Source organism: Brevibacterium sp. S22, assembly GCF_004745485.1.
In the GTDB taxonomy this organism is placed as follows: Bacteria; Actinomycetota; Actinomycetes; order Actinomycetales; family Brevibacteriaceae; genus Brevibacterium.
The window spans coordinates 37149-51278 of the sequence record NZ_RHFG01000007.1 but is presented as its reverse complement, the minus strand read 5'-3'; the positions used below and the strand labels follow the sequence as shown (position 1 = coordinate 51278).

The 14130-nt window shown below is 64.7% G+C and carries 9 protein-coding genes; 1 reads left to right on the top strand and 8 read right to left on the bottom strand.

The window, feature by feature from the left end; genetic code table 11:
• Window positions 1–13: 13 nt before the first annotated feature.
• The 4 genes from EB835_RS08375 to EB835_RS08360 all read right to left on the bottom strand — a co-directional run bounded on the left by EB835_RS08375 (window position 14) and on the right by EB835_RS08360 (window position 5698).
• Entirely contained in the window at window positions 14–1696 is a 1683-nt protein-coding gene (locus EB835_RS08375; RefSeq protein WP_135809013.1) for an AMP-binding protein, read from the bottom strand.
• Complete coding sequence (locus EB835_RS08370; protein ID WP_135809012.1) at window positions 1696–2859, bottom strand: thiolase domain-containing protein; 1164 nt, start codon at window positions 2857–2859, stop codon at window positions 1696–1698. The genes EB835_RS08375 and EB835_RS08370 overlap by 1 nt, the downstream gene beginning before the upstream one ends.
• Window positions 2860–3155: 296 nt before the next feature.
• The gene (locus EB835_RS08365) at window positions 3156–4544 is read right to left on the bottom strand and encodes a sodium/glutamate symporter (RefSeq protein WP_135809011.1); all 1389 of its coding nucleotides are present in this window, start codon (window positions 4542–4544) and stop codon (window positions 3156–3158) included.
• A gap of 11 nt (window positions 4545–4555) precedes the next feature.
• Window positions 4556–5698 carry an NAD(P)/FAD-dependent oxidoreductase gene (locus EB835_RS08360; RefSeq protein ID WP_135809010.1) on the bottom strand — a complete coding sequence of 381 codons (1143 nt, stop codon included), beginning with the start codon at window positions 5696–5698 and terminating at the stop codon, window positions 4556–4558.
• A gap of 119 nt (window positions 5699–5817) precedes the next feature.
• Here EB835_RS08360 and EB835_RS08355 point away from each other — a divergent pair, with 119 nt between their 5' ends.
• Window positions 5818–6675 (top strand): MurR/RpiR family transcriptional regulator, encoded by an 858-nt coding sequence (locus EB835_RS08355; protein WP_135809009.1) that lies wholly within the window; start codon window positions 5818–5820, stop codon window positions 6673–6675.
• Window positions 6676–7094: 419 nt separating this feature from the next.
• Here the strand turns inward: EB835_RS08355 and EB835_RS08350 are convergent, their stop codons facing one another.
• The 4 genes from EB835_RS08350 to EB835_RS08335 all read right to left on the bottom strand — a co-directional run bounded on the left by EB835_RS08350 (window position 7095) and on the right by EB835_RS08335 (window position 13954).
• Window positions 7095–9629, bottom strand: coding sequence for a GcvT family protein (locus EB835_RS08350; protein WP_135809008.1), 2535 nt, complete (start codon window positions 9627–9629; stop codon window positions 7095–7097).
• A 63-nt stretch (window positions 9630–9692) separates the two neighbouring features.
• Window positions 9693–11054 (bottom strand): MFS transporter, encoded by a 1362-nt coding sequence (locus tag EB835_RS08345; RefSeq protein ID WP_135809007.1) that lies wholly within the window; start codon window positions 11052–11054, stop codon window positions 9693–9695.
• Window positions 11055–11138: 84 nt separating this feature from the next.
• The gene (locus EB835_RS08340; RefSeq protein ID WP_135809006.1) at window positions 11139–12659 is read right to left on the bottom strand and encodes an iron-sulfur cluster-binding domain-containing protein; all 1521 of its coding nucleotides are present in this window, start codon (window positions 12657–12659) and stop codon (window positions 11139–11141) included.
• Window positions 12656–13954: an aromatic ring-hydroxylating oxygenase subunit alpha gene (locus tag EB835_RS08335; protein WP_135809005.1), complete on the bottom strand. Its 1299-nt coding sequence runs from the start codon at window positions 13952–13954 to the stop codon at window positions 12656–12658. The genes EB835_RS08340 and EB835_RS08335 overlap by 4 nt, the downstream gene beginning before the upstream one ends.
• Between the last annotated feature and the right edge of the window lie 176 nt (window positions 13955–14130).

Below are 14130 nucleotides of genomic sequence, written 5' to 3'. Positions count from 1 at the left end.
CTTCCTGCCGCGCTCATCGTGCGCTGCCCCGTCCTTGGGAGTATTCGGCCTTGAGTTCCTTGCGGGCGAGTTTGCCGTAGGCGGTGACCGGCATCGTCTCGACGAAGTGGATCTCCTTGGGCACTTTGTACGAGGCAAGCCCCGACTTACACAGCGCGGTCAGGCGCTCCTGCAGATCATCGGCACGGCTCACAGCCGCCGCGAGGTCTGCGCCCGACGAGTTGCCTCCATCCGGTCCGCCGCCTCCATCTGTACCGGCGGGAGTCTCCGCTCTTTCGATGACGGCCACGCCGATCTCTCCCCACTGCGGATCGGGCACGCCCACGACGACGGCTTGGGCCACCTCGGTGTCGGTGAGGAGGAGTTCCTCGATCTCACGCGGGTAGACGTTCGATCCGCCGGAGATGTACATATCGGACTTCCGGCCGGTGAGGAACAGAAAGCCGCGCTCGTCGAGGTAGCCGACGTCGCCGGTGTGGAAGACGCCGCCGGCGAAGGATTCGGCGTTGGCGTCGGGGCGGCCGAGGTATCCGGCGCACACGGTCGGTCCGGCCACGCAGACTTCACCCTGTTCGCCGGCGGGCAGCTGCGTGCCGGTCTCGTCGATGATGATGATCTCGACTCCGGTGCGGGCGCGTCCGCACGTCCCGATACCCGCGTCGTCGACGGGGATGGCTCCGTGATCCTCGGGGCGGAGGATCGTGATCGCTCCGGTCACCTCGGCGAGTCCGAAGTACTGGACGAGGCAGGGCCCGAGGCGGTCGAGTGCCCGGGCCTGGTCGGTCGCGAGCATCGGGGCTCCGGCGTAGATGACGCGCTCGAGGGTGTGGTCCTCGGGGCCGCGCCCGGTCGGGTAGCCGGCGGCGATGCGGTTGAGGATCGTCGGGACGGTGAAGGCGTTGGTGATTCCGTAGCCGTCGATGGCCGGCCACAGGGACTCCACGTTGGGTCTGCCACCTGGGTGGATGATCGACGGTGTGCCGCCGAAGACCTGACCGAGCATGTGGATGCCTGCCCCGTGCGACAGCGGAGCGAGGACGAGGGAGGCCCCGGTCTCATCCTCGTTGGGGAACAGGTCGCAGCGGTGATTCATCAGCACCGCGCCGAGGTGGCGGTGTGTGAACGTCGCGGCCTTGGGTCGGCCGGTCGAACCGGAGGTGAAGAAGTACCAGCAGGGGTCGTCCTCGTCGACCGCTGAGTTGACGGCCTCCGCCGGTGCGGCTCCTGCCTGGGCGGTGGGCAGCTCCCCGATCCACAGGACGGGGCCGGAGAAACCGGTGTCCTTGAGGGCCGTGACGAAGCCGGAGTGGGCGCGATCGGCGATGACGGCGGCGGGGGCCACCTCGGCGCTGATGCCCAGCAGCTCCTCGGTGGACAGGGCCGCGTTCGGTGGGGCGATGACGCCGCCGGAGCGCAGGATGCCCCAGAAGGACTGGATCACCTCGGCGTGGTTGGCCGAGACGAGGAGGACGGTGTCGCGGCGGCCGACGCCGCCGGATTGGAGGGCGGCAGCGAGCGCTTCGGCGCGGGCGTCGAGTTCGGACCAGGTCCAGCGCTGTCCGTGGTCGTCGTCGACGACGGCGAGGCGGTCGGGCAGACGTCGGGCGGTCTGGGTGAGGAAGTGGGAGACGTTGACCCCGCGCCGAGGTGTGGGCGTGAAGTCCTTCGCCGGTGAGGTCGGGGAGATCGCGCGCATCAGCGGACGCGCTCGAGGACGGAGGCGAAGTTCGACACGGCGGCGCCGCCCATATTGAAGACTCCCGCGAGGTCCGGGCTCTCGATCTGGATGCCGGGTGAGCGGCCGGTGAGCTGGGCGGCGGCCAGGGCGTGCATGGACACACCGGTGGCGCCGATGGGGTGGCCCTTGGCTTTGAGTCCGCCGGAGGGGTTGACGGGCAGGCGGCCGCCGACTTCGGTGGCTCCGTCGTTGAGCAGGGTGTGTCCCTGGCCGGGGGCGGCGAGTCCGAAGGCTTCGTATTCGAGGAGTTCGGCGATCGTGAAGCAGTCGTGGGTCTCGAGGAAGTCGAGGTCGTCGATGCCGATGCCGGCGGACTTCAAGGCCTGGTCCATGGCGGCGCGGGCTCCGGCCATCTCAAGCGGGTCGCGCTGGGACAGGGGCAGGACATCGTTGGCGTTGCCCATGCCGCGCCAGGTCACGGCCTGCGGGGCGGAGGCGGCGACATCCTCGGCGGCCATGACCAGCGCTGCGGCGCCGTCGGAGACCATCGAGCAGTCGGTGCGGCGCAGAGGTTCGGCGACGAAGGGGTTCTTCTCTGACACGGTATTGCAGAAGTCGAAGCCGAGGTCTTTCTGCATGTGGGCCAGCGGGTTGTGGGCTCCGTTGGCATGGTTCTTGGCGGCGATCTTCGCGAGGGTCTCCGAGTGGTCGCCGTACCGGTCGAAGTACTGGCGGGCGATCTCGCCGAAGACTCCGGCGAAGGATTTATAGTGCTCTTCCTCTTCCCGGAAACTGGCGCTCAGCAGCACCTCGTTGACGTCGTGGCCGGAGGCCTGAGTCATGCGTTCGGCGCCGATGACCAGAGCGGTGCGGTAGCGGCCGGCGGCGATGGAGTCGTGGGCGGCGAAGATGGCTGCGGAGCCGGTGGCGCAGGCGTTCTCATGTCGGTGGGCGGGGGTGCGGGCGAGTTCGGGGAACACGGTGCCCGGCAGTGCGGCTTCGAAGCCTTGGCGGGAGAGTCCGTTGTTGAATACGCCGACATGGATGACGTCGATGTCTGCCGGTTCCAGGCCCGCCTCGGCGATGGCGTCACGGGCGACGTCGGCCATCATCTGCGGCAGCGGGGACTCGGATCGGCCGAACCTGCCGTGGGACCAGCCGATGATTGCGGGCTGAGGCATGGACACTCCTTCGGGTACCGGGCTCGTGGGTGTCGAGCGCATGAAAGGAAGACATCGTCCCAGGTGATGGCCGTGAGAGACGTTCCCGACGGCCGCCTCGGCGACACTGTGACTTCCCTCTCAATACTCGCGGCACGTTCACAGCCTGGTCAAAGAAAATCCACCATATGGAACATTCGTCCGGTGGATCGACTCTTACGCGACCGCCACCAGCCACAGGCATCGGTGATCATTCTGGCCCGACTGCCCCGCAGGGGAACCCGACCGGAATGGCCACCTACCGCTCCGCAGGAGTCTCAATAGTCGCGCGCGGCCTCCACCCGCTCCGCATCTTGACGCTTTGCTGAACTCGATGGCGCCCACAACCCGATCGCCCTGGCAAGCGGCATGAGAACAATGCAGAACAGCAGACATCCCAGCCCCACCCACAGATTGCCGTACTCCATGACGAGAATCGGAAACAGCGCTGTAACCAAGCCTCCTCCGATGAAAGGACTGATGAACGGTCGGCTGAGGGCAAGGCCACGATAGCCGTTGGATCGCATCTTCGGATCCGCGGTGCGAAGCAGCAGCAGAGCAGTCGCCACGACTCCAGTCTGTGTGCCGAACTGCACGAGACCGTTCTCGAACCAGTCCCGTTTGAAGATCCGAGGCGCGAGGAAGAAGAAGATGCCCAAGCTGAGAACGGCCATCGTCAGCGAGATGACTGTCAATGCGATCCAGTTCTCAAGAATCACGGGTATCGACAGGCTCGCAACTGCAGACACCACGAGGAAGTCGAGAAACACTGCTGCGATCGCGTCGAGCGTCGACTTGTCGACGAGCCGATAGAGACTCGTGCGGGAGATGGCCAGGTGCACGACGAAACCACCGATCATCGCCAGCGGAAACAGCGGCATTCCCGTGATGATCGGGTCGAGGACTGTCTTGAGCCCGAAGCCGATGAGAATGGCCACGAGGATTAGGGCAAAGTGGAAGCCCAGAGTACTCAGGGATTGGGGACTCAGCCGGGTCACCATGTGGCCCTCGCTCTCTTCTTCGCCAAGTACATCGGACCCGCCCGCATCGGACTTCTCGCCCAGGTATTTGAGGTGTCCTCGCCGAGCACCGATATTGATCAAAATGGTCCCCATAAGAATGCCGAAGATGAGACTGATGGTGGCGGCACCCAACGCCAAGGAAGTTCCTTCCTCCCACCCCAATGCCGACCATGCCTGTTCCATACCGGCAGCCGTCCCGTGGCCACCCGACCAGGAGGCTTCGAAAATGGTGGAGAACAGTGGATTTGTCCCTGTTCCCTGCTCAAAGACCAGGAACAGCAGAAGACACGGAATCGCGACCTGCGCCGCCGTGCTGAACCATGCCATCCAAACGTGCGGCCCGGCATCCTCGGCGACTTCCTTGATGCGAGGCAGCTTCTGACCGAGCAGCATCGGTGCGAACACGACCGATATCAGGACTCCGGCCAGCCCGCTCCACGTCGCAGAGATTCCCTCCGACACCAGGCCCACGACATTAGGGCCGAGAACGAGTCCGATCACACCGCCCACGAGCGAGGCGGGGAGGAAGATCCTCCGCAGCAGTGGCACCCAGATCCGGAGAAGTACGCCCAGGACGAGCAGGACCCCCAAACCAGCCACTGCCATCAGCAGTACAGTGAGCCCGTCACTGTCGAATTCCATCATTTCCATATGTCTCAGCCCCTCAAGCGTTCAATGGCGGTGTGGTCGATCTGATGCGGTCGGTGTCCTGTCGCCAGGAAGTCGGCGATATGGGCTGACATCGCGGGGAGCAATGCCCAACCATGGCCGCTCCATCCTGTGGCAACGACGACGCCCTGAGTACCTGGGATGGCGTCGATGATCGGAAGTTGGTCGACTGAACCGGACTCGGCACGGGACGTGTCGACTCCGAGTCGATTCAGTGAGCCCAAACCAGGGAACGTCGCCTCCAGTTCGCGGATGCTTCCGGCCACGTTGCCTTCCACAGGTGTGCCGGACCCTGTTGCCGGGTCGAAACGTCCCCGCCACCCGCCGCTGAGTTGGATGACACCCTCGTTGTCGACCTTCACTGACAGAGTTCGGCTGTCGTGTCCGACCAGGTACGGACACTGAAACTCGTTCTCGGGACGCAGCCAGACGGCCTGCGGGTATGCCGTCCACGTCGGAAGTCTGTACCCAAAGCTCTCGGAGGTGAGTGATCCGGCCGTGGCATTGGTGGTGATCAGGACAGCCTGACTCGCACTGACGAGCCCCGACTGGGCAGCTTCTGCACCGTGGCGAGCTCCACCGCCCCTATCGAAGATGCGCACGACCGGATCGTGCTCAGTGATCTCCGCACCGGCTCTTCTGGCCGCAGCGGCATATGCAAGGGTGGTGTCCTGGTGGCCGGCGACACCGTCCAGGGGAGCGTACAGTGCACCCTGTATCGATGAGCTCGCCTGCGGAAGCCTCTCCTGCACATCCTCTGCGGTCCAGAATTCCGTGGGCACCCCCAAATCTGACTGAGTCGCTCGAATCGCCTCTGCCGCCACCATGCCTCCGCGCATTCCGACGGATTCCTTTTCGATCAGGTTCACACCCCCCGTCCGCACATAACCCGTCGGGCCTCCGAGTTCCTCGGCCAAGGACGGCCACAGCTGATACGCCTCGCTGATCAAGGGCAGTTCACGGATGTCACGGCGGTTCCCGCGCACTCCACGCTTGCCACCTCCACCTGACGCTTCCGCAGCGATCTCGCCGGCCTCCAAGACGCGGACACTGTGCCCGCGTTTTGCAAGGTGATAGGCCACAGCGCATCCATAGGCACCGGCTCCGACGATGACGAACTCGTAGACCACGAGATCAGCTCCCTTTCGATAATGAGGTTCAGATCACTCTCGAGTGTAGATTTTCCTCCAATCAGATTCAATAGGTAGAAAATTCTACATGGGAGAATGGGAGCGTGACCTTTAAGGAGATGACTGGCGACGCGCAGCAGGAGCCTCTGAGCCCGAGCGAGGAGAGAGTTGCCGAATTTGCGCAACGTGACCCCCTGCGCTTTGCCACGATCACAGCAGCAGAGATCGCCGCACAGACCATGACAAGCGACGCAACAGTCGCGAGGACTGCACGGAAGCTCGGGTACGCAGGAATCCGCGAGTGGAAACGTCTCTGTGCCGAAAACGTCGACCGCGCCATCGGCTTGGATTCGAATCTCCGGTCTCAGCTCTCACGTCTGCCTGAACGAGACGAGGAGGGAGGGCAGGCAATTGCCATCAAACGGATACTTTCGACGTCCGCCCGATCCCTCGTCGAACTTGGAGACCAGCTCGACACTGAGACCTTCGCCGAGGCTGTCAGAGCCATCTCAGAGGCTGGAAGAGCAACGACTTTCGGTCTTGGCACCGGATTTCACGCAGCCGAGTACTTGAGCCTCAGCCTTGAACGCGTCGGCATCCGCTCTCAGGCGACAACCGGGAGCGGCCACATGCTCGCCGATGTTTTCCCTCGCCTACAGCATGATGACGTCAGCGTCGTCGTCGCGCCTCGGCTGCTGACAGCTGATGTTCTCTGGCATATCGAAGAATCTCTCAAGCGATGCCATATAACTGTGCTCATCTCGTCGGCAGCTCCACCACGCAACCTCGCGAAGGGCCTGCTGCACCTCTCTTTGCCCAGCGGAGAGGACGCCTCGGTGAACCGCATGGTCTGTACGTTCGCTCTGATCGACGTGCTCGCTTACGAACTCGCCCGACTCGCCCCATCTCGCGCAGTCGAACGAAGCGCCGAAGTCCAGAAGATCCGCGACCGGTTGAATCGATCACGCAGGAAATAGCTATTGGACACGCGAGGTCCAGAACCCAGCCCTGGTGCAGAACGTCGATACGCGGCGGATCGAGCCAGATGCCGATATTTCGAGCCAGATGCCGATATCGGGAAAGGCACTGACGTCGAAGCTCACGGCAGCTTCATGGAGCGCAATCATCGATCCTGCGATCCTCGTACACCACGGACTTGGGCAGTCATTCTGGCCCGACTTTCTTGCCTGTGGGAATCCCGACCGGAATGACCACCTACGCCGCTGCACGACAGCCGAACGTCACCCACCTCAGCGTTCCCCTACTCCTCGAGACAACGACTGAGCGCCGAGGCCACTGTGTGTGCACAGTGGCCTCGGCGCTCAACCGTTGTTTCGGCGATGCGGCTGCAGCCCTCACCCCTGCGACGCCCATGTCTCAGGGGTGAAGACGAGACTCACCCCTTCAGGCGCGTCATCTCCGGGTCGAAGAGCGGCTCGGCCGTGACTGTGGCCGGCAGGCGCTTACCCAGGTACTCGATCTCGACCGAGTCACCGACGTCCAAAGTGTTCGGCAGCCACGCGTAGGCGATGGACTTCCCGATTGTGTACCCGTACGCCGCCGAGGTGACATAGCCGTCAGCCTTCGCGCCCGTGTCGCCGGCAGCGCCCGAATTACCGGCGCCCCCGACCACGTACACGGGCTCGTTGCCGAGCACCACATCGGAGGGCACGTCCAGGGTCAGGCAGGTCAGCTTCGTCGTCGCCCGCGCAGCCCTGGCCTCGAGCGCCGACTTGCCGATGAAGTCATCGGTCTTCGACGCCTTGACTGCGAACCCGAGGCCAGCCTGCACCGGCTCGTGTTCGCTCGTCATGTCAGTGCCGAAGGACCGGAAGCCCTTCTCCAGGCGCATCGAGTTGAAGGCCTCGCGGCCGCCGGCGATGATGCCGAACTCCTGCCCGGCCTCCCACAGCACGTCCCACAGCCGCGACCCGAGATCCGCCGAGGTGTAGATCTCCCACCCGAGCTCGCCGACGTAGGACAGACGCATCGCCGTCACCGGCACACCGCCGAGGACGGCAGGCTTCGTGCGGAAGTACTTGAGTCCCGCATCGCTGAAGTCTTCGTTCGTGACCTTCGAGATGACCTCCCGGGCCAGCGGACCCCACAGGCCGATGCAGCAGGTGCCCGGAGTCGTCTCCCGCACGGTCACCCACTTCGTTGGATCCGCCTCACTCTGATGCCTGGCCGCCCGCGAAATATAAGCGAAGTCGATGTTCGAGTTCGCACCCACCTGGTAGGTCTGCTCATCGAGGATCGCCACGGTGATATCACTCGTGATGCCGCCGGCCGCATCGAGCAGCAGCGTGTAGCTGACCGCTCCGGGCTTGCGCAGCATCGACGAGGTGGTCATCCCGTGCAGGAGTTCTCCTGCACCCGGACCGGTGACCTCGAAGCGCTTGAGCTGAGTCATGTCGAACATCGCCACCGAGGTGCGCGTCTTCCACGCCTCGGCGGCAGCGATCGGCGAATGATACTGATTCGCCCACGCGTCGCGTTCGGGAGCCGCCCACTCGGACGGCATCTCAGACAGCAGTGACGCGTTCGCCTCGAACCAGTGCGGCCTCTCCCAGCCATTGGTCTCGAGGAAGAACGCCCCGAGTTCCTCCTGCTGCCGCCGGAACGGACTCGAACGCAGATCCCGCGGGGAGACCCGCGGCTGCAACGGGTGGATGACGTCGTAGATCTCGACGAAGTTCTGCTGCGAGGTCTCGCTGACATAGTCCGGCGTTGTCAGTGCGTCTTCGAAGCGGTTGAGGTCGATGCCGGACAGGTCGGTCCGCGACTGTCCCTCGGCGATGAGTTCGGCCACCGCGCGGGCGATGCCGGCACCACGGGTCACCCACACCGCCTCGGCGACGAAGAATCCGTCGACCTGGCGCGACTGTCCGACCAGCGACCCTCCGTCAGGGGTGAAGGAGAAGATTCCGTTGAAGCCGCGCTGGATCTGAGTCTGAGCCAGTTCCGGCAGCAGCTCCTTCGTCGCCTCCCATTCAGGTGCGAAGTCCTCGGGCGTGAACTCGAGACTCGAAGGCATCTTCTCCGAGGTGATCTCGTCAGGATCGTAGGTCGGCAGCTCGTCGAGGTCGACGGGCATCGGACGGTGGGCGTAGGAGCCGATGCCGATCCGCTCACCCCATTCGCGGTAGTAGAGGTCTTTGTCCTGGTAGCGCAGGATCGGCGCCTGGGCACCCGCGGGCAGCTCGTTCTTCCCGATCAGGGACGGTGCTTCGGTAGTCCAGGCGAACTGGTGGCCCAGCGGCAGCAACGGAATCGGCGTGCCGACCATCTCCCCGATCTTCGGTCCCCAGAATCCGGCACAGGAGACGACGACATCGGCGGGGATCCGCTCCTCGCCGGCCATGACAGCGGTGACCTTGCCGCCCTTCGTCTCGATGTCGGTGACCGTGGTCCGATCCCGGAACTCGACACCGGCGGCCTGGGCGCGCTCGATGACGATCTGGGTGCCCTTCGCGGCCAGCGCCAGACCGTCACCGGGAGTAAGCAGACCGCCGAGGACCATGTCCCGATTGAGCATCGGGAAGAGCCTGGCGCACTCGTCGGCATCGATGATGTTCGCCTCGACACCGTAGGACCGGTTCCATCCGGCACGACGGTGGAGGTCCTGGAGGCGCTCATCGGTCGTCGCGATCTCGAGCCCCCCGACGGGCAGGAACGAACCCCGGCCGTCGGAGCCCTTGAGAGAGGTGAGCTTCTCGATCGTGTACTGCGCGAACTCGGTCATCGACTTCGACCCGTTCGAGGAGAAGACGAGTCCCGGGGCGTGCGAGGTCGACCCGCCGGGGATGTTCAGCGGACCCTGCTCGATGACGAGCGTGTTCTTCCAGCCCAGCTGGGCGAGCTCGTCGGCGAGGTTGGCACCGACGATGCCGGCTCCGATGATGACCACTCGAGGTGTTGCGTTCGGCACTGAGTTCTCCTTGTTGGTGAAAGTGGTGGAGGCTTTGAGTCGCAGTGGATGTCCGGGCGGAGCTCAGACGTCCAGAGCGGAGTATTTGGTTTCCGGTGCCCAGAAGATCGAAGCGATGAACCCGACCAGGGGGAAGATCGCCGCGATGAGCAGGGTGCTCGACACACCGAGGTAGTCGAGCGTGACCGGAAAGAGATAGGTGGCGCCGGCGGCACCGACCCGGCTGAACGCCGCGGCATAGCCGACTCCGGTGCTGCGGAAGCGGGTCTCGAACATCTCCGGGGGATAGACGTACTGGACGCTGTTCGACGCGGTGATGATGAGGACGAAGGCTCCGAACACGAGCAGTGTGAGCAGCGCAGGCAGATCGGACCACCCGCCGAGGAAGACGAGCAGGACGACCATGAGCGCGAAGGTCCAGTTGACGAAGGTCCGACGCGGCAGCAGCCACAGGAGCCACAGCCCCACCCCGGCGCCGAGGAGCTGAAGCGCGTTCATGAGCAGATCTGTGGAGAAGCCGTTGTTGAGGCCGAGCTCGTCGAGGACGGGCACGATGAACGTGAAGATCGCGAACAGCGGCCCCACCTGGCAGAACCAGAACAGCCCGGCATAGACGACGGTGCGCCAGTCGTTCTCCGCGAAGAAGTCCCGCAGTCGGGTCTTGACCACCTCGGCGGGGGCCGGCGGCAGGCAGTACTGCGGTCCGTAGTGGGCGGAGATGATCGCCTGCGCTTCCTCGGTGCGGCCCTGCGACTGCAGCCACCTCGGCGATTCGGGCAGGGTCATCCTGAGGATGAGGACCGCGAGTGCCGGGACCGCGCTGGTGGACAGCAGCATCCGCCAGGAGTCGGCGTCCCAGACATGGGCGACGACGAAAGCCGCGATGAAGCCGATGAACCAGAACGCGGCGATTGACCCCAGCAGGACGCTGCGATGCCGGCGCGGCGTGAACTCGGCCAACAGCGAGGTGCCGACGGCGTATTCGACACCGATGAGCAGGCCGAGCAGCAGCCGCATGGCCACGAGATCCCAGGTGCCCACGACGAAGAGCTGAGCCAAGGAGACAACGAGGAATCCGACGAGGTTCCAGAAGAAGACCCGCTTGCGACCGTAGCGGTCGGCGATGCGACCGAAGAACAGACCGCTGACGAAGATCCCGATGAGCGCGCTCGACGCAATGAGACCTTGTCCCAACGTCGACAGCCCCAGTTCGGCGGCCGCGGGTCCGACGGCCCCGCCGATGACTCCGAGGATGTACCCGTCGATGAAGATGCCGCCGAACGCGGCGATCGCCACGATGATGACGAGTCGGTTCAGAGGCGCCTCATCGACCGAGATGCTCCCCTGCCGGTCCCGGTTCCCACCGAGCTGCGCGGTGACAGCGTCACGTCGGTCGACGCCCCCGATGCCCTTCTGCTGTGTCATGTGGTCTCCTTCGACTCACGGAACGGATGTGCCTGCGCCCGCCGACTGGCAGACGCCGCCCGGCGTGTGGCCGCACCTGATGACTCAGGCGTCGATGACGAGGTCTGTCGTCGCCGTCGAGCAGCAGGGCAGGAATTTCCCTGCCTCGATCTCTCTGGCGCGGATCCCGCCCTGGTGGTTCATCTCGACCTCGCCGTCGAGCTTGACGATCTTGCAGGAGCCGCACATCCCCTCCTGGCAGTTCGCGGGGATCTTCACTCCCGCCTGCCTCGCGGTCTGCAGCACGTTCTCGCCGTCGCCGATGAGGACGTTGAGACCCGAGCGCACGAAGGACATCGTGTGCTCGCCCTCCCCCACCGTAGGCAGAGTCGCGGGATCGACGACAGCGACTTCGTCATCTTCTGAAGGCTCCGGCACCGAGGTGGACGCCTCGGTTGCGGCCGAACCCCGGGACCCAGCGTCGGACGCTGGCCCGGGAGCCGCCTCGGTGAGGGTGTCATCGACGTCGTCGAGACCGACGACCTCGATCTCGACCTCGTCCTCGACGGGCACGACCGCCTCGGCGTCCACGGCCTCGGTCGGCACACCGGTCGCCTCGATCGGACCGTCGGCATCGTACTCGGGTTCGTACATGTCCAGCGCCGCGGGCTGGGACTCGAAGTACTCCTCGGTCGACGACGCGATCTCCTCGGCGATCTCGCCGGCGATGGCGACCTCTTCGGCGTATTCCGCGCGGATCTCGCGGTCGCCGGAGAAGAACTCCATGAACACCGAGGTGTCGTCGACGCCGACGCCGCGCAGCAGCTCGGTCGCCGAGTTGAGGTAGCCTTCCGGCCCACAGGCGAAGACCTGACGGCCGTTCGCGTCCGGGACAAGTTCATCGAGCAGCTCCGCCGAGAGCCGGCCCGTCTTCCCCTCCCATTCCTCGTCGCACGCCCGATCGCCGAGGCAGTAGATGATCTTGATCCGGAAGTCCGCCTTCGCGAGGAAGTCGAGTTCCTCGGAGAAGGCGAAGGCGTCCGGAGACGCACCGTGATAGAGGAGGACGACATCGGCCTGGCCCGGCAGCGAGTGCACGGTGCGGACCATCGACATCAGCGGGGTGATCCCGGCTCCCGCCGCAAGCAGAAGGAACCGCGCGCGGCGGTCGTAGTCGGCCAGGTGGAAGGCTCCGACGGGGCCGAGCATCTCCAGGGTCGTGCCGGGACGGATGTTCTCATGCGCCCAGGGTGAGACCTTCCCCTTGGGGTCGCGTTTGATCGTGATCGAGAACGTCCACGGCTCGGTCGGGGCGCTCGAGATCGAGTAGCTGCGCGAGGCCGGCTCGGCGTTCGGACCGTCGACGGGGAAGTCGATGTTGATGTACTGCCCCGAGCGAAAAGCCAGCGGTGCACCGTCCATGCGACGGAACACGAAGACCATCATTCCTCCCGCCTCGGGGATGGTCTCCACACACTCGGCCGTGAACTCCTGCGGATGCCACGGGCCCAGCGCGGTCGCGGCTCCGGCAGGACCCGCAGCACTCGAGAGCACTCGATTCCACGGCATCTCCAGACCCCGGACGCGCTGAGCCAAGGGCAGTGAGGGCACTGCGGAGGATCTCATCCCACGTGCTCCCGCATCCGCTGCACGTACCAGTTGATGAAGGCCTCGACCTGGTATTCGCTCTTCATGTACGGACCCTGCTCGTAGAACGGGCTGGACGCGCCCTGCTGGCAGAGTTCGACGAAGGCCTTGTCCTGCAGGTTCGTCTGCTTCCATGTATGAGTGAGCGTCTCGAGGTCGTAGTCGACGCCTTCGACAGCATCGTCGGCGACCAGCCAGGTGGTGCGCACGAGCGTCTTGTCCGCACTGATCGGGAACGCTGCGAAGGTGATGACGTGGTCGCTGAGCAGGTGGAACCACGAGTTCGGCTGCAGGTGCATCGAGCAGCGGCCGAGACGGAAGTCGGGCAGGTCGCCCAGCAGCTTCTTCGACAGGCGGCGCCCGTCGGCGGAGAAGGACTCTCCCTGGCCGTCGAGGGACTCACGGGAGATGCGGATGCCGCCGACGCGGGTGTCGAGCTCTTCGAAGACCTCGTACGGCAGACCGTAGCGACGGCAGCGGTATTCCAGGGAGGCCTGGGCCTGCTGGTTGCGGTCCCACACGTCCTCGAGGTGAGGCGGGATGGTCTCGTCGGTCAGTCCCCAGGTCGGGAACAGCGAACAGGCGAGTTCGGGGTGGCCGTCGCAGTGGTAGCACTCGCGATTGTTCTCCATCACGAGCTTCCAGTTGCCGTCCTCGACGATGTTCTGTTGGTAGGCGACTTTCGTCTTCGCGATCTCGTGCGGGGCGACGTAGGGTTCGAAGATCTTCGCCGTCTCGTGGAAGTCCGTCGGCGGTTCGTCGGCCAGGCAGATGAAGACGAGGCCGGCGGCGATCTTGCCGTGCGCGCGCTTGAGCGAGTAGCAGGACTTGTCGAAGGTCATCTCCCCCGGCGCCGAGGCGTGGATGAGGTCGCCTTCGGGAGAGTAGGTCCACGAGTGGTACCCGCAGACGAGGTTGCCCGTCGTGCCCTTCAGCTCAGTGAGCACGCGGGCACCGCGGTGGCGGCAGACGTTGTGGATGACGTTGACACCATCGTCGTCGTTGCGCAGCACGATGATCGAGTACGGACCGTAGTCGAGCGTGACGTAGTCGCCCGGCTCGGGGATCTCCGCGACGCTGCAGGCGAAGACCCAGTGCCGTCCGAAGATGGCCTGCATGTCGAGGTTGAATACGTCGTCATCCGTGTAGAAGGGTGCCTCGAGCGAGAAGCCGTCTCGACGGGTGTCGAGTCGGACTCGGAGTTCATCGAGCTTCTCCTCGGTGAAACCGGCAGGGAAGCCCTTCTTCGTCGGTGCCAGATTGGTAACGGTCAACTGTCATCTCCCTTGATGTCTGCCATTCGCGGCCTCATGGTGCTGCTGTGCTGGTGCTCCGGAGGTCGCCACAACCACTGCGTTCGGGCTCGGTGAGCTCGATCACGGATGACACATTAGCGAGCTTCATCCTGCAGGAAAAGCGCGAGTTTTTGTTTCGTATCGTGCGGTATCAC

Bases quoted from the DNA above. Each gene is read 5' to 3' on its own strand.
- EB835_RS08375 (WP_135809013.1), bottom strand. From the start codon at position 1,696: ATGCGCGCGATCTCCCCGACCTCACCGGCGAAGGACTTCACGCCCACA.
- EB835_RS08370 (WP_135809012.1), bottom strand. From the start codon at position 2,859: ATGCCTCAGCCCGCAATCATCGGCTGGTCCCACGGCAGGTTCGGCCGA.
- EB835_RS08365 (WP_135809011.1), bottom strand. From the start codon at position 4,544: ATGATGGAATTCGACAGTGACGGGCTCACTGTACTGCTGATGGCAGTG.
- EB835_RS08340 (WP_135809006.1), bottom strand. From the start codon at position 12,659: ATGAGATCCTCCGCAGTGCCCTCACTGCCCTTGGCTCAGCGCGTCCGG.
- EB835_RS08345 (WP_135809007.1), bottom strand. From the start codon at position 11,054: ATGACACAGCAGAAGGGCATCGGGGGCGTCGACCGACGTGACGCTGTC.
- EB835_RS08355 (WP_135809009.1), top strand. From the start codon at position 5,818: ATGACTGGCGACGCGCAGCAGGAGCCTCTGAGCCCGAGCGAGGAGAGA.